Consider the following 16,671-nt stretch of genomic DNA (forward strand, 5'->3'; position numbering starts at 1 on the left):
GGCGAAATTGGTAGACGCACTGGATTTAGGTTCCAGCGCCGCAAGGTGTAAGAGTTCGAGTCTCTTCGCCCCCACCACTTTAAGTTAATAACTTAAAGTTTGATGTAGATGTTAAGTCATCTAGATCTTGGAAGAGGATTGGTGTAATGGTAGCATGACGGTCTCCAAAACCGTTCGTCAAGGTTCGAGTCCTTGATCCTCTGCCACATTTATTTTAAATAAATGTCCCAGATGGGGGCGTGGCGAAATTGGTAGACGCACTGGATTTAGGTTCCAGCGCCGCAAGGTGTAAGAGTTCGAGTCTCTTCGCCCCCACCATTGAAAAAAGCAAGACGATGATCTTGCTTTTTTTATGATTAAATCGTGAGTGTTTAATCATGAATATAGAGGATTGGTGTAATGGTAGCATGACGGTCTCCAAAACCGTTCGTCAAGGTTCGAGTCCTTGATCCTCTGCCATCAAATAAAATAAGGCTCCTATTCGGGAGTTTTTTATTATCTATATTTTTAAAATAACTTTTCATTCGTGCTCAAGCAATTTTCTAAATAGACATTTTTATATCTGTTGCTTTCCAATGCTTTTATCACATCATAGATTGTTTTTTAATTAAGCAATGTACTGAATTTCTTAATCTTTTTTTAAGCTATTGTTTTATATTTATTTAACTTAAGTTTTGGAAATTATTTATATAAAAGCCTTGAATACAATTTTATTTCATGTATGATGCTGTTAACTAGAAAAAAGACTTGTTAGTAAATCTTCTTTTAAGTATCGTAGTTTTAGTCATAATCCTTCGTTTTTTAAGATATTAAGCTCAATTTGTTATTCTTTTTTCAAAGTTATGATAGGGTCATTATTTAATGATTCTAAAATATTAGAAATCAGTAGGATATATCATGTCTAATACAGTAAGTGGTACAGTAAAGTGGTTTAACGAAACTAAAGGTTTCGGTTTCATTCAACAAGACAACGGTCCAGATGTGTTTGCTCACTTCAAAGAAATCACAGGTTCTGGTTTCAAAACTTTGCATGAAGGTCAACGCGTAACATTTACCGTTACTCAAGGGCAAAAAGGCCCAAATGCTGTAAATATTATTCCACAATAATATAACAGCAAGTAAAAAAAGCACTTTTTAGTGCTTTTTTTTATTTTAGCTTTTAAAGAAATTTATTGTTCTTTTAGAGCATTAAAAGCCCTCAATAGGAGGGCTTTTTATTTTCTTGTGAATATAAATCATTAGTTATTAAGCTCTTATAGTTAATAATCGAACGTATTTTTAAAATAAACTTTAGAATATGAGTGAAATATAAATTATTAGTAATAGAGATATGGTAGATTAAAAAATCTTTAAATAAAGAAATTTTATATTTCACGGAATTGCTAATGAACGTTCGCCTGTGTTATGCCAGTCAACGAAACGAAAAAAATGAAGATTTGTTGCAAGATTTGCGTGATATTTTGACAGAAGCACGAGATTTCAATGATTTGAATCAGATCTGTGGGGTGCTCTATTATGCCGATAATGCTTTCTTTCAATGCTTGGAAGGTGAACGAGAGGTGGTTGAACGATTATTTGAAAAAATTACAAATGATGAAAGACACCACAATGTTAAATGGTTGTGTACATATTCCATTGAACAAAACTCGTTTCAACGATGGTCAATGAAATATGTACAACGTAATACAAATATCGAATCTTTCTTTCTAAAAATGGGAGAAAGTACTTTTAATCCTATTCGTCTTGATGAGCAAAATTTAAAAGCTTTCATCAATGAATTAGTCATTGCCGAACAAACTAAAATTAACACAGTTAAGAAAGTGGGTATGGTGAATCGTGGGGTGAAACCGTTTTAGCTATTTGGCTATCACGCCAATATGGATGGTCTTGAGTTTAGGTAATATTTTAGTCATGACTAAATATACAATAACTGAACTTGCGAGCATCCATATCACTTCTAAGCTTTGACTAATGACAAACATAGCCCAATAAAAAAAGCTAAATAGGGCGAGACAGAGTCCACTACCTTTAAAATACCAAGTAATAAATATTCCAAACAGTGCAGAAGAGAGAAGAAGATTAATCGTCTCGTTTATTCCTATGTAATTAAAGAAAATAATCAGTAAGCATAAAGCTAACATTGATAGTAAATATACAAATATATTTTTTGCAATAAACATTTTCTATACCCTATCTGATGATTAAAAAAGTATCTTTCCTCTGTTTCCAGAGGAAAGATAGTACATATTAATTTTTGAGATTCTTTTTCTATTATTAAGAGTTTTTATATTAATAAAGATGACTTTATCATTTTCTCCAGATCTCTTTATTAATATTCAGCTTTCTATTTAATAGTAAAGAGTGCTTATATGTACTGAAATTAATTATAAGAAAAACAATCAGTTGAGTTGTAAGCTTTGGCTTACATAATTGTGAGAGACTGCCTACATTTGTATAAATAATGATCAAATTTTACAAAATTAAATTTATAAAAATAATTGTTTAACAGTAACTTAAGTAAATATATTGTTTAGATGAGCTTTACATAAATAACAAAAAGTAACATCAACTTTAAGAGGTACTTTTCTTAAAATTTATAAATATTAATAAGAAAAAATTGATCTATTTAAAAAATTTTAACATTTGATAAAATATTGTTTTATTAAGTTGTATTTCTAATAAATAAAATTTATGTGTTGAAGGATTTTAATGTGATTAATAGTGAGGAAATTATATTTATATTTTTGAGTTATCTAGTAATGAGCTGCTTTTGAATTATGAGAAAAAACTACTGTAATATAAATGAAACTAGAATATCAGACTTATAAAATTTGAATTATGGCCAGCATAGAACTGACTACACTGGCTTTACTGCTTTTGAATTAATTATTCTGAACGAGTAGCTAACCAAGTACTCACTTCGGGCCAGACCGTAGTGGGTGCTTGACTACCAGAAACTACGCCCATATGACCACCGGGTACCACCTTAAATGTTTTGTCTTGGCTACTAATTAAATCCATGAGTGGTTTAACAGCATCAGCTGTGACAATAATATCTGTGTTGCCACCAACAGCTAACACAGAGCATTTAATGTCTTTTAGATAGGCGGTAAGTTCACCAAATTTAACTACACCTTTAGATAATTCATTATCAATCCAGAAACGGAGAATAATGTCACGCATGACACCGCCCGGATAGGCCAGCATATTATCGATAAATGAACTTGAGGTTGCATGATCGACAATAAACTCTCGGTTATCTAGATTTTTAAAAAGTTCCCAATATGTTTTCAAATTTCCAATCGGATCCGTTAATTTAAAGCCAAGCGTGTTTTGCCAGCCATGAATATGAAATGCTTCACTTGGTACATGATGGCGAATACGAAACGGCGTATGTTTGCGAACCCATTCGGCAGGTTTGGTAAGACTACCGTATAGTTTCCCCATATAACCTGCTTTATGTGTGTCGATAGGGGAAGCGAGAATAATTAGATTTTTAATATCTTTATCTTTAAACAATGCGGTATAGCAGAGCGAAAGTGCGCCGCCTAAACTCCAACCATGCAAAGAAAGCTGTTGCTGACCGCTGTGTAGGCGAACTTGCTTTAACATCTCTGGCATGAAAACTTTAATATAAGTACCGAAGTTGTATTTTGCTTGGTGTCGGGTTGGTACGCCCCAGTCAATTAAGTAAACATCAAACCCTTGGGCTAAAAAGAAACGTACAAAACTACGAGTAGGGAACAAATCGTAAATGAGCATGTTCACTGCTAGTGGTGGAACAATAACTAAAGGTACGCGGTGTTTAGGAGTAGTGGTATCAGTCTCATTTTTATAATGGCGTAAGGTAATGATTTCATGCTTATGAATCACATCAAAAGGTGTTTTTCCTGACAAAGCTATTTGAGGGCCTCTGAAAAAGAGATCTGATGCATTGATCAGCATGTGAGGTATTTTTTGACCAGCACGTGTCTGAAGAGATTTTTTAATAGATTGTAGCTGTGGAACGTTCTGACGAACTTTAAGCAATAAACTCATTGAATATAAAACCTATAAAGATGTTGCCCAGAACAGTAAAGAGCTGGTCTTTGAAGGATATTAAAGTGAATGATGGAGAAGTTCAGTGACCCAAAAGACAGGATTTTTCTTTAAATGTATCAAGTAGAGCTTAGCTTAGCCCAACATACTCTTACTTAAAAAATCGGTAATAAGATTGAGGCAACCAGATGTCTTGATTTCATCGCTTGAGCATTTAAATGTTTAAAAAATTAATTATCAAAGCAATATAGAAATTTAAGAGAGGATACATCATGATTTTTTACTAAATACTCAAAATAATACATTGATTTATATTGGTATTATTAAATAAAGATGGTTTTTGTAAAGTTTGTTTGTGTTTTTTTTAAATAATAAAAAATAAAATATAATTATTTTACAATCCATTAGGAATGTAATCAGAAAGTAGTATATATGGAATTTGTTTTTAATGGTTTTTATACACTAATTTCGGCGGTTATCGTCTTATTGTTGGGCCGCTTTCTTGTTAATCGTATTGATTTTTTAAAACGTTATAATATCCCTGAACCTGTAGCGGGGGGTTTGGTTGCTGCTGTAGTTTCTTTACTTGTCCACACATTGTGGGGGTATAGCATTGTTTTTAGTAGCGAATTACAAACCAGTTTTATGCTCGTGTTCTTTGCTTCAATTGGGTTGAGTGCCAATTTTATGAAGCTTAAAGAAGGTGGTACTGCTTTAATCATCTTCTTAATTTGTGTAGCCTCATTTATTGTTGTGCAAAATGCTGTTGGTATGAGCCTTGCGACTTTATTGGGCCTTGACCCACTTATTGGTTTGATTGCTGGTTCAATTACCTTAACAGGTGGTCATGGTACAGCTGGCGCATGGGGTGAAATTTTAGAAAGTCAGCATGGTATTCAGGGTGCTTTAGCATTAGGTATGGCGAGCGCGACTTTTGGCTTGATTATTGGTGGTGTGATTGGTGGGCCTTTAGCGAAATTGCTTATCAATCGTTACAGCCTTGCTCAACCAAAAACCAATGCTGAAATTCAAAATCGCGACACACATCTTGAACAAAATTCAGATGACCTTGCTCCGTTTGAAAACCCGCATCAAGTCCGTTTAATTACTGCCGATAATGCAATTACTACACTGGGTATGTTTGCAGCATGTTTAGCGTTTGCTGAATTTATGACTGGCTTTAGTAAGGGAACGTGGTTTGAGTTACCAACTTTCGTTTGGGCACTCGGTGGCGGTGTAATCTTAAGAAACATTTTAGAAAGCGTATTGAAAATTGATATTTTCGACCGTGCGATTGATGTATTTGGTAACGCGTCTTTGTCGCTTTATTTAGCAATGGCATTGCTTTCATTAAAGCTTTGGCAACTTGCCGACCTAGCTGGTCCGCTTGTGGTTATTTTAGGTGCGCAAACCATTACGATGGCTTTATATGCAGCATTCGTGACGTTCCGCGTCATGGGCAAAAACTACGATGCAGCAGTATTGGCAGCAGGTCATTGTGGTTTTGGTATGGGTGCAACACCAACAGCCGTGGCAAATATGCAAGCCATTACTAACATGTATGGTCCATCGCATAAGGCTTTCTTAATCGTTCCGCTTTGTGGTGCATTCTTTGTCGACTTAATTAATGCGACAGTCATTCAGCTCATGTTGAAATTTATTGCCTAATATAAAAAAAGCCCGTTAGGGCTTTTTTTATGGGTGTTTGTCCATGAATATTTGATTCTTATTTATAGGCTCAATTTTTATTTTCGGATCATTAAACCATTTTATTTTTAGGATGCTTTTTCTCAAAACTAATAATCGCCCTTAAACCTCGTTTCACATAGAATAAATGCAGATAAATAAAATGAGAAATGTATGAGCTCAGAAGCACATTCAATTAGCTTGGTTGCCCCCGTGGTTTTATTGGCGGCTGCTGTCATTGCGGTTCCTATTTTTAAACGTATTGGTTTAGGTTCAGTATTAGGTTATTTAATTGCCGGTCTAATTATTGGTCCATTTGGTTTTGCTTTTTTTCAAGATTCCACCGCAATTTTGCATATTGCCGAGTTGGGAATCGTGATGTACCTCTTTGTGATTGGTTTGGAAATGCAGCCGTCACATTTGTGGAGTCTTAGACGCGAGATTTTTGGCCTTGGTACATTGCAGATCATCATTTGTGCGTTGGCTTTAACTGGTGTCGGGCTGTTATTTGGCTTTACATGGCAAGTTGCTTTTATTGGTGCGGCAGGGTTCGTCTTAACCTCGACTGCGATTGTGATGCAGCTCTTGGGTGATCGGGGGGATCTGACTCAACCCCGAGGACAAAAAATTGTAGCCATCCTACTTTTTGAAGATTTACTCATTGTGCCATTGCTGGCTATTGTTGCTTTTATGGCACCGAATCATGTGGTCGAAAGCACATCGGTACGTCTAGAAAATATAGGGATTGGTTTGCTCGCAATTGCTGGGCTTATTGCGGCAGGGTATTGGTTACTGAACCCATTATTTAGACTATTGGCCGCTGCTAAAGCCCGAGAAGTCATGACTGCCGCGGCTTTACTGGTTGTGTTGGGTGCGGCGTTACTCATGCAAGTCAGTGGTTTGACTATGGCGATGGGCGCTTTCTTGGCGGGTGTGCTTTTATCTGAATCGACCTTTAGACATCAAATTGAAGCGGATATTGAACCGTTCCGAGGGATCTTATTGGGCCTCTTTTTCCTTGGGGTCGGCATGTCATTGGATTTATCGGTAGTTGCTCAAAACTGGCAACTGATTGTGAGTGGCGTAATTGCCCTAATGTTTGCCAAAGCGCTCATGATTTATATGGTCGCTCGAGTAACGAAAAGCTCTCATACTGAAGCATTGGATCGCGCTTTACTTATGGCTCAAGGTGGAGAGTTCGCTTTTGTACTATTCTCGGCTGCGCTAAGTGCACAAGTTATTGATAGCACCGTTAAATCTAACTTAACCGCTATTGTTGTGCTTTCAATGGTATTGACCCCAATTGTCGGTATTATTTTCAAACGTTTTACTCAAGCAAAAACGAAGGTTTCATTAGAAAATATCAATATTGCCGACGGGCTAAGCGGTAGTGTTTTAATGATCGGTTTTGGGCGCTTTGGACAGGTTACTAGTCAATTGTTGTTAGCAAGAGGTGTCGATGTCACCATTATTGATAATAATACCGACATGATTCGAAACGCCGAAAAATTTGGTTTTAAAATTTATTATGGCGATGGTTGCCGTCTAGATATTCTGCATGCATCTGGCGCCGCAACAGCACAAGCGATTGTGGTGTGTGTAGATAGCAAGGAAACGACCAATAGAATTGTAGAACTCGTGACCCATGAATTTCCTTTGGCAAAATTATTAGTTCGTTCATATGACCGTGAGCATTCACTGCATTTAGTTAAACAAAAAGTGGACTTTATGATTCGTGAAACGTTTGAATCTGCAATTAAGTTTGGCGGCGTGATTTTGCAAGAACTTGGTGTGGATGAAGATGAGGTAGAAAGAATTACCGAGGAAATTCGAGATTTGGATAATGAGCGTTTTGAAACTGAAATCGCTGCAGATGACGTCAATGCGGGAGTAGGTATGCAATATACACATACTCATCATCCAAGACCTACAGCACCGTTGATTCGACCAAAACAAGAAGGGCGGATTTTAAATAAAGAAGATACTTCAGAGAATGAGGGTGTGAATTAGTCATAAAGCTCAGTAAGAGTTTTGTAGAAAAGCTTTTGCTGAGCATTTTTATTGGTGGAAGTACCTAAGTTGCTAAATTCCATCCGTTTGCCAATCAAATCATTTGACCTTATTAAAATTAGATTTTTAGTTATATTCATAAACCCGATTACAAACGCTCTAAAGCCGTACCTTTAACTGGGTTTCTGCGCCAATAATAGGGTTGTAAAAATCTAAGGAAAAGCTTCCAAGGCGTCATCCATGCGATGCGTCGATTGGTTTTCTTGTTTTGAATAATTTGTTTTGCTAAATATGAACAAACAACCTCTGGTGGATCAATCACAAAGAAAAATAAGCGCTTCATCTTTTTCCAGTGTTGTACGTTGCCATTGGTCCAAGACGAAACTAACAGATCGGTTGCGACCATACCGGGGCTGAGCGTACCAGTTAAAATAGAAGTCGATTTGGTCTCTTTATAAAGTGCTTTGCTAAAATAACTTACTGCTTGTTTAGTGGTCGCATATGGGGTCATTCCCGGACTCCATTCGCCGTTGCTTCCCCAACCTTCCATGTTAAAGATTTGGCCATACCCTTGTCGGAGCATGCCTTTTAGAGCTACTTGCGAACCAAGCATTGTGCCCAAAATATTAGTTGAAACGGCTGCATTTAATTCATCTGACTGAAGGTCAATAAACTCTTTCGTTGGGTGACAGCTTCCTGCGTTATTAATCCACACATTTACTTGTCCAAAATGCTGAATTGCTCCCTCCCATAAGGCTTGTAAATCTGCAATTTGTGTCACATCACAGCATGAACCAATAAGTTTTTCTTTACTAAAATGATTTTCTAGGTGATTGAGAGCATGCTTAAGATGCTCCGCGTTTCGTCCAGCGATGACAACTGAACATCCCAGATCTAAAAAAGCGTGGGCGAGTGCTAAACCTATACCTTTTGTGCTTCCAGTGATGACTACGCAGCCAACTTCACGACTAGATAAACTCATTGAAATCTCTAAATTTTTTTAAAATTAACGCTATTGAGCAGCTTTATGAAAATGAGTTGTTTGCTCTTTTAATAAAAGCAAATAGATAATTGATAAACTTATCATCGAAATATTCATTACGATAGGGTTATAAGGCGAGATAAGTGTAGAAGGTTTTAAAAAACCAATTAAGAATAGTAAACCGAATAAACCTAAAATACTTAAATAGTGAATATATTTATGAGTATAAAAAAGAAACAATAAACCAAAAATAATTTCAGCTATACCGCTCGCGCGCCCTGCAAGTTTTGCATGCTCAAAAGAAAGTCCGATGGTTTGCCATACAAATATTTCATCAGAGTTAATAAAGATTAGTTTAGGAACCAGTCCTTGATAAAACCACAAGAAAGCGAGCATAAAGCTTATAAATTTTAATGCTTTAGCATTATTCATTAAGATTCTCTAAAAGATTGAAATTTCAATTTTGATCATTGCGACTATTATGTTTTGATTTAATTTATTCTTCAATAGCTAATAAGATTAGCTTGTTTTTTAATCATTTCTTATGGTTGTTTTTTAACATTAATGTAGGGATATGATAGGAAAATTTTATATTAAAACATAGGAGAAATACTCCTATGTTTTTAATTTTATGGTTCACTAACTAATCTTGATATATTTTTTAAAAGTATATTTCTTAGAAATTGTTTATAGCATTCATCTGTATTTTTGTTTGAATGTTGAACTAAATAACCGTTGAGCTGTGTAATTATAATTATGGCTCTTTCTTTGTATTCTTCTGATGAGATCTTATTATGAATAGGGAGTATAATTTTATATATAAGTTCAAAATTATATTTTTGTATCATTGATAAAGAATCATATACATAGGGTAAGTGATCTGAAATAGAAAAAACCTCTTTAAATGTATGCGTAATGACCGGTTGTTCTATTTCATATATTATATTAGTGATAATATTCATAAACCGATGCAAGGGTGGCTCATTTGCATTTAAGTTGATTAAAATTTCTATACGCTGTATGTAGTCGAAAATTAATTTATCGAGTAAAGCTTTTAATAAACTATCTTTATTTTGGAAATAATGCTGTAAGGTACTTAAACTAATATTCGATTGAGCTGCAACTCCTCGCATACTAAAACCAGAATAACCTTTGGTAAGAAAAACTATCTCAGCATTTTTTAAGATTTGCTTTACTCTTTCTTGTCCTTTTAGTGTGGTAAAGGACTTCTTTATTTGCATAGTATCAAAGGTATCAATTTTGATCATTATCCAGCCTGTAAGTACTATTTAAAAAAAGGCATTCTAAACCATGAAATTAGAAAAATATAAATAAAATATTTAAATTCTATTAAACTAATTATAGGTCATGTGACCTATAATTTTTTAATATCGGTCATATGACCTAATCTAAAATTAAAAAATAGGTCATGTGACTTATTTTTGTCTCTTAAGTAATAGTTAAAATAGGTCGTCTGACCTGTTTAAATAATAATAAGTTTCTTATGATTTTATTAAATCTATAAATTATTGTATTTGAATAAATATTGACTAGTTTTTATTTGATGGATGATATTTATTTTCTCTATTTTTTAGACTTTTTTTTAAAGTAGGGGTGGGTATTTAGTTAGGTGTTTTTTTAACTGTTAAAGAAAGAATTTTAAATAAGTAAACATAGTCTTTTTGTAATGTGTGTATACAAGTTAAATAATTGTTATTAAATTGTGAAAAGAATCACACAATAGTAAAAGGTAGTTTGTTTTATATATAAAACAAATTGGACATATTTTATTTATTGAGTTTGATTCATTTTGTTCTACAAAACTAATCATTATATATGTAGGTTATGAATATGAAAAACATTCAGAAATCACTTCTTGCAGCATTAATAGTTGCTGGTTATGCGGTAAATACTCAAGCGGCTGTTACTGGACAGGTTGACGTTAAATTAAATATCTCAACAGGCTGTACTGTAGGTGGTAGTCAAACTGAAGGGAATATGAACAAGTTTGGTACTTTAGATTTTGGTAAAACTTCTGGTACTTGGAACAACGTATTAACAGCTGAAGTCGCTTCAGCAGCAACAGGCGGTAATATTTCTGTGACTTGTGACGGCACGGATCCTGTTGATTTTACAGTTGCAATTGATGGTGGTGAACGTACAGACCGTACTTTAAAAAATACTGCTTCTGCTGATGTAGTTGCATATAACGTTTACCGCGATGCTGCTCGTACAAACCTTTATGTTGTAAACCAGCCACAACAGTTCACTACAGTGAGTGGCCAAGCTACAGCGGTACCAATTTTCGGTGCAATTGCTCCAAACACTGGCACAGCAAAAGCTCAAGGTGATTATAAAGATACTCTATTAGTTACTGTAAATTTCTAAATATAAAAAGAAATAATTGATTGAGTGGCAGGTTTACTTAAAAGCGAGTGAACCTGTTTTAAATGGAGGGGAGATGATATTTAATCGCGGTTCTATATTTATAATTTCTTATTTTTTAATTTCTTCATTAAATGCGGGTGAAATTGGAGCTAAGTTAACAAATCAAATTGAATTATTACCCTCTTGTTCTATTAATAATAAAGTTGTTGAAAATAATGCGACAAATTTAAATTTCGGAACTGTTGATTTTGGTGAAACCTCAACTGGTTTTAATGGAGTGATCGACGCAAGTTTTATGAATAATGGAAACTCTGGTTTACAGATACAGTGTGCTGGTATTTCTACTGTAAAAATAATATTTGGTTCTGGAAATAATGATAGTAAAGTTCCTGCTTCTTTTTCACAAAATTATTATCATGCATTAAGTAATGGTAGAGATTTTGTTGCTTATAACTTGCTCTATGGTTTAGATAAACAAGTAATTAGAGCGAATGATGCTTTTATTCTTAATGATATGAATATTAAAAAGAATATCGATATTTTTGGTCAAGCCATACACGATGGTGGTCGTATATCTAAGGGTGAGTATAGAGATATAGTACCAATTACAATTGAGTTTTAAGAAAATGAAATATTTTTATTTTAAAGCAATATTATTGCTATCTGTAAGTTCATTTGTATATGCAGTAGATCCTCAATTAAATTCTAGTTTTAAAGTTCAGGCTAAAATTGAAAATGGATGCTCAATAGATAATATCGAACAGAAAATGGATTTTGGTCAGTATTCAGCTTTATCAAAAGATAAAGTCGTTTCTAACATTATAAATAGCAAAGAATCTTGGAATATTCGTTGTACTGAAAGCTTGCCTGTTAGTATTTCTATAGATGGTGGTGAAAATCTACAGAATAATATAAGACGTATGAAAAATGGTTCATCTTCGAATTATTTGCCTTATAAGTTATATAACTCTAGCAGTTTGTCTACTGAATATGTTGTCGGTAATAAATATTTATTGCCTGCCACAACACCTACAAACCGTCTGGCAAATTTTGAAATATATGGTGTCGTTGATTTAGAAAATAATAATGAACCACATACTGCTGGAATTTATAAAGATACTGTTTCAATAATGATTACATGGTGATTTGTATGAACAATTCTGCATTTATTAAAAATGGCATTTTAAAATCTTTTTTATTTGCAAGTACATTATCACTTGTTACACCTGTGATGGCGCAAGCAACTTTTTTAATTTGGCCTATTTATCCAAAAATTGAAGCCAATGAAAAAGCAACAGCGGTTTGGCTTCAAAATACCGGCAAGACCGATGCGATGGTGCAAATTCGGGTGTTTAAATGGAATCAAGATGGCTTAAAAGATAACTATAATGAGCAATCCGAAATTATACCAAGCCCGCCTGTAGCTAAAATTAAAGCAGGTGAGAAGCATATGCTTCGTTTAACCAAAAGCGCCAATTTGCCAGATGGCAAAGAACAGTCATATCGGTTGATTGTAGATGAGTTACCGATTCGCCTTTCCGATGGAAACGAGCAAGACGCTTCTAAAGTGAGTTTCCAAATGCGTTACTCAATTCCGTTATTTGCCTATGGAAAAGGTATTGGTAGTGGTTTAACTGAAGAGAGCCAAAAAGCGAATGCAAAAAATCCTTTAGCCAAACCCGTTTTACAGTGGTCCGTCCGCAACAATGAGAAAGGCCAGTCTGAGCTATATTTAAAAAATAATGGACAGAAATTTGCGCGTCTTTCGGCACTTAAAACTTCAAAAACTGGCAATGATATTTCTTTAGGGAAAGCTGCTTTTGGCTATGTTTTATCGAATAGTACCGTGAAGTTTGCTATTGATAAGTCGACTGCAAATGAATTGTTAAAAACTTCTAAAATTTATGGTGTTGATAGCTCTGGCATAAAACAAGAGTTAATCGAAATCACCAAAATGGAGGATCCAACATGATCCTTCGGCATAATAATTTATGCAAAAGTATTTTGCTAATTTTGTTGTCGGGTGGATGCTTAAATATTCCAAATGTTGCTGTTGCTGGCGATTTGCCTCCACCACCAAAAGATATTAACGAAATTAATCAATTGTTTAAGCTATATCTAGACTTGGTTGTAAACCAATATTCAGTTCAGCAGGTTGTGCCTGTCATTGTTAAAAATGATGAGTACTTCATACAAAAAAACAAGCTGATCGATGAGTTAGAAATTCAAATTCCTCAGGAGCTACTGACAAACAACGAGACTGCTTTAACCAATCAAGATATCTTAACTTTGGGGTTTAGTGGTGATGCAAGTGACTGGATATCTTTAGATAAGTTGAAAGATGTAAGCTATGAATATCAATCATCAAACCAATATTTTAAGCTTAACTTTCCACCTGCTTGGATGCCGACTCAAGTTTTAGGTAAAGACTCATGGTATAAGCCTGTCGTTGCTCAGTCTGGTATAGGGCTGCTCAATAACTATGATTTTTATACTTATAGACCCTATCAAGGTGGTTCAACCAGTAGTTTATTTACTGAGCAGCGTTTTTTCTCTCCGTTAGGGGTTATTAAAAACTCTGGTGTCTATGTCAAAAATCAATATAAAAATGAAGGTAACGCCGAGTCTTTAGACAATGATGGCTATCGTCGTTATGACACATCTTGGCAATTTGATAACCAAAATAACGCTACATCTTTTGTACTAGGTGACATTATTACCGGTAGTAAAACGACTTGGGGAAGCTCTGTCCGTCTAGGTGGTTTTCAGGTACAGAGAAATTATTCAACTCGACCCGATTTAATTACCTATCCATTGCCACAGTTTATTGGGCAAGCCGCGTTGCCAAGTACAGTCGATTTAATTATTAATGGTCAAAAGACCAGTTCAACAGAGGTACAGTCTGGGCCGTTTATTTTAAACAATGTTCCTTTTATTAATGGTAAAGGGGAAGCTGTTGTGGTCACGACCGATGCAGTCGGGCGTCAGGTTACAACAGCGGTCCCATTTTATATTTCTAATACTTTGCTCAAGCCCGGCTTATTTGATTACTCATTGTCTTTAGGGAAAATTCGTGAAGACTACGGACTTAAGAACTTTTCTTATGGAAAATTTGCAAGTGCAGCCGATGCCCGTTATGGGGTCAATGACTGGTTTACCGTAGAAGGTCGTACAGAACTTTCTTCAGACTTACAGTTATTGGGTGCAGGGTCTGTACTCAAGCTTGCAAACTTAGGTGTGCTGAGTGCTTCTTTTAGCCAAAGTAAGGCCGATAAGTCTATGTCTGAAGATCGAGCTAAAGATTTAGAGGGTAATCAATATACGGTCGGGTACAGCTATAACCGTAATCGGTTTGGTTTTAGTATTAACCATAACCAGCGCGATGATGAATATACCGATCTTTCACGGCTGCAATATAGCAATTTAATTTCGGTCAATAGCAATAAAAGCTTAACGGCCAATACTTACTTTGCGACCAAAAACTCAGGCACATTTGGCGTCGGTTATATTAATACTAAGGCGAATGACTTTAAAAACCGCTTCTTAAACTTGTCATGGGCACCTGTTTTACCGACTTATATGAATGGTGTGACCGTTTCCTTAAGTGCCAACCGTGACTTTATCGAAAAAGAGTGGAGTGCTGCATTTCAGCTTTCGATACCACTGTTCCAACGAAACGCGACTGTGAACTCGGGTTATGCATTTAATAAAGAGGGCGATACGGGTTATGTTAATTTCAACCGTTCTGTGCCGTCTGAGGGCGGTGTGGGTGTCGACTTGACCCGACGCTTTAATGAAAATAGTGAAGATTTAAATCAGGCACGTGTCAATTACCGCAATGGTTATATCAATACCGACTTTGGTATGTCTGGAAACCATGACTATAACTATTGGTTTGGTCTATCTGGTTCACTTATTTATATGGGGGGTGAGATATTTGCTTCAAACCGTTTAGGCGATTCTTTTGCATTGGTCGATACCAACCAAGTACCAGATGTTTTGGTTAGATACGAAAACAGTTTAATTGGTCGTAGTAATAAAAAAGGCCATATTTTTGTGCCATCGGTGACGCCTTATTATTCGGGTAAATACAGCGTCGACCCAATCGATTTACCTTCAAACTTTACAATCACGCAAGTTGAACAACGTATTGCTGCTAAACGCGGCTCGGGTGTTGTGATTAAGTTCCCAGTTCATCAGTCTATTTCTGCTAACGTTTATTTAACTCAAGCAGACGGCAAACCGATACCTGTTGGTTCAGTCGTGCATAGAGCTGACCAAGAGTCGTCTTATGTGGGAATGGATGGCATTGTCTATTTAGAAAATTTAAAAGCGAACAATACCGTAACTGTTCAACGTTCGGATCAGAGCGTATGTAAGGCAGATTTTTCTGTAGATGTAGAGCAAGCCAAGCAACAAATTGTGGTGGTTAAGCCTGTTACGTGTCATGAGGTATCTTTACCATGAAAATAAAAACAAAAAAATTACTCAGCCATTTATGTATGTTTTCTGGACTGATGTTGGCTGGAAATTTGGCTCATGCTGCATGTAGTGTGAGTGCTTCCGGTTCATCTACTATTTCGGTTCCGTCTATTTACCTAATGGAAAACGGTGAGAATTCTTCACAGTTTAATTCTGGTTTGTCATGTACGGGTTTTAGTCTGGCTTTAGCAAACATGACATATCTAAAATATCGAGTTGAACAAATGTCGAATTCGTTTACCAACGCTCAAACCGGAGAAAAGCTCAATGCTGTTATTTTAGATAGTAACAATGAAATCATTAGCTTAGGCCAAGAAAAAGACATGAGTAGCTTTACACTGGTCAATCTTTTTAGCGGGCCAGATGGTAATTTGCCTTTTTATATACGCCTTCCGGCTGGGCAAAGCGTATCACCTGGTGTTTATCAGGCTGATTCACCGTTAAAAGTAAAATGGTTCTATTCGGTACCAGGGGTTGCTATTGCCGGAATCGGTATATTCTTTGAAAGCCCAGGGTTTAAACGCGGGGTATTGGGTATCGGTTTTAACTGGGGAACTGGAACAGACTCGCTTGGTTCACTGTCAATTACTGTACTTCCGGACTGTCGAATTTTAGCTCAAGACGTAAACTTTGGTACAGCAGCGTTTGCGTCCAAGCTTGAACCTGTTCAGTCATCTATGGGAATACGATGTTCTGTGAATACGCCGTATTATGTCAGTTTAAACAATGGACTTTCCCCGCAAAATGGCGACCAACGAGCTATGAAGTCGCAAACGGGTAATACATTTTTAAAATACGATATTTTCAAGAACTCATCGAATGATCGATGGGGAAGCGGTAACGAGCGTTGGTCGAGTTTAAATGCAACGATTAACCCGGGCGTACATAATGGAGTAACTCAGCAGAATTATGTGTTTACTACAAAAATTGTGGATGAAAACGCAGACACGGTACCAGCGGGAACTTATCAAGATACGGTCACGGTACAAGTCGAGTTTTAAAAGCTGTTTTATATAGAAGATAAAAGCTCAGTTAATGGGCTTTTTGTCTTGAAAAATAGCTTACAATCAAATAATTATTTTAGG

At 35.7% G+C, this 16,671-nt stretch carries 15 protein-coding genes and 3 tRNA genes; 13 read left to right on the forward strand and 5 right to left on the reverse strand.

What is annotated here, in order from left to right; genetic code table 11:
• Positions 1-132: 132 nt before the first annotated feature.
• From KTJ10_RS05945 to KTJ10_RS05965, 5 genes are all read left to right on the forward strand, one after another.
• A tRNA-Trp gene (locus KTJ10_RS05945) sits at positions 133-206 on the forward strand.
• 27 nt (positions 207-233) lie between these two features.
• Positions 234-318 (forward strand) — tRNA-Leu (locus KTJ10_RS05950).
• Positions 319-385: 67 nt separating this feature from the next.
• A tRNA-Trp gene (locus KTJ10_RS05955) sits at positions 386-459 on the forward strand.
• A 438-nt stretch (positions 460-897) separates the two neighbouring features.
• On the forward strand, positions 898-1,107 hold the full coding sequence (locus tag KTJ10_RS05960) for a cold-shock protein (RefSeq protein ID WP_086265869.1): 210 nt from the start codon (positions 898-900) through the stop codon (positions 1,105-1,107).
• Between the two features lie 278 nt (positions 1,108-1,385).
• Positions 1,386-1,856: an AnBLUF65 family BLUF photoreceptors gene (locus KTJ10_RS05965; RefSeq protein WP_005073517.1), complete on the forward strand. Its 471-nt coding sequence runs from the start codon at positions 1,386-1,388 to the stop codon at positions 1,854-1,856.
• Here KTJ10_RS05965 and KTJ10_RS05970 read toward each other — a convergent pair whose 3' ends face one another.
• Positions 1,857-2,180: a hypothetical protein gene (locus KTJ10_RS05970; protein ID WP_130172373.1), complete on the reverse strand. Its 324-nt coding sequence runs from the start codon at positions 2,178-2,180 to the stop codon at positions 1,857-1,859.
• 706 nt (positions 2,181-2,886) lie between these two features.
• Entirely contained in the window at positions 2,887-4,038 is a 1,152-nt protein-coding gene (locus KTJ10_RS05975; protein ID WP_068611593.1) for an alpha/beta fold hydrolase, read from the reverse strand.
• A gap of 432 nt (positions 4,039-4,470) precedes the next feature.
• On the opposite strand from KTJ10_RS05975, the gene gltS reads away from it, so the two are divergent.
• Together gltS and KTJ10_RS05985 are read left to right on the forward strand one after the other, a co-directional pair.
• Complete coding sequence (gltS, locus tag KTJ10_RS05980; protein WP_014207191.1) at positions 4,471-5,706, forward strand: sodium/glutamate symporter; 1,236 nt, start codon at positions 4,471-4,473, stop codon at positions 5,704-5,706.
• Between the two features lie 192 nt (positions 5,707-5,898).
• Entirely contained in the window at positions 5,899-7,734 is a 1,836-nt protein-coding gene (locus tag KTJ10_RS05985) for a monovalent cation:proton antiporter-2 (CPA2) family protein (RefSeq protein ID WP_262441573.1), read from the forward strand.
• A 148-nt stretch (positions 7,735-7,882) separates the two neighbouring features.
• Here KTJ10_RS05985 and KTJ10_RS05990 read toward each other — a convergent pair whose 3' ends face one another.
• The 3 genes from KTJ10_RS05990 to KTJ10_RS06000 form a co-directional block, all read right to left on the reverse strand.
• A complete protein-coding gene (locus KTJ10_RS05990; RefSeq protein ID WP_262441574.1) occupies positions 7,883-8,716 on the reverse strand; it encodes an SDR family NAD(P)-dependent oxidoreductase in 834 nt (277 codons plus the stop codon).
• Between the two features lie 30 nt (positions 8,717-8,746).
• Positions 8,747-9,148 (reverse strand): DoxX-like family protein, encoded by a 402-nt coding sequence (locus tag KTJ10_RS05995; RefSeq protein ID WP_262441575.1) that lies wholly within the window; start codon positions 9,146-9,148, stop codon positions 8,747-8,749.
• 197 nt (positions 9,149-9,345) lie between these two features.
• On the reverse strand, positions 9,346-9,984 hold the full coding sequence (locus KTJ10_RS06000) for a TetR/AcrR family transcriptional regulator (protein ID WP_017480795.1): 639 nt from the start codon (positions 9,982-9,984) through the stop codon (positions 9,346-9,348).
• A gap of 583 nt (positions 9,985-10,567) precedes the next feature.
• On the opposite strand from KTJ10_RS06000, the gene csuAB reads away from it, so the two are divergent.
• The 6 genes from csuAB (at position 10,568) to csuE (ending at position 16,587) form a co-directional block, all read left to right on the forward strand.
• The gene (csuAB, locus tag KTJ10_RS06005) at positions 10,568-11,104 is read left to right on the forward strand and encodes a Csu fimbrial major subunit CsuAB (RefSeq protein WP_002049140.1); all 537 of its coding nucleotides are present in this window, start codon (positions 10,568-10,570) and stop codon (positions 11,102-11,104) included.
• Between the two features lie 73 nt (positions 11,105-11,177).
• Entirely contained in the window at positions 11,178-11,726 is a 549-nt protein-coding gene (locus tag KTJ10_RS06010) for a spore coat U domain-containing protein (protein WP_262441747.1), read from the forward strand.
• A 4-nt stretch (positions 11,727-11,730) separates the two neighbouring features.
• Positions 11,731-12,249, forward strand: a complete 519-nt coding sequence (locus tag KTJ10_RS06015) for a spore coat U domain-containing protein (protein WP_262441576.1) — start codon at positions 11,731-11,733, stop codon at positions 12,247-12,249.
• Entirely contained in the window at positions 12,243-13,076 is an 834-nt protein-coding gene (gene csuC, locus KTJ10_RS06020; RefSeq protein ID WP_148728131.1) for a Csu fimbrial biogenesis chaperone CsuC, read from the forward strand. Before KTJ10_RS06015 ends, csuC begins: the two co-directional genes overlap by 7 nt.
• The gene (gene csuD, locus KTJ10_RS06025; protein WP_262441577.1) at positions 13,073-15,571 is read left to right on the forward strand and encodes a Csu fimbrial usher CsuD; all 2,499 of its coding nucleotides are present in this window, start codon (positions 13,073-13,075) and stop codon (positions 15,569-15,571) included. The genes csuC and csuD overlap by 4 nt, the downstream gene beginning before the upstream one ends.
• Positions 15,568-16,587, forward strand: a complete 1,020-nt coding sequence (gene csuE, locus KTJ10_RS06030) for a Csu fimbrial tip adhesin CsuE (protein WP_032005358.1) — start codon at positions 15,568-15,570, stop codon at positions 16,585-16,587. The genes csuD and csuE overlap by 4 nt, the downstream gene beginning before the upstream one ends.
• Positions 16,588-16,671 lie beyond the last annotated feature (84 nt).

The sequence above is a fragment of the Acinetobacter sp. WU_MDCI_Abxc222 genome (genome assembly GCF_025514755.1).
In the GTDB taxonomy this organism is placed as follows: Bacteria; Pseudomonadota; Gammaproteobacteria; order Pseudomonadales; family Moraxellaceae; genus Acinetobacter; species Acinetobacter geminorum.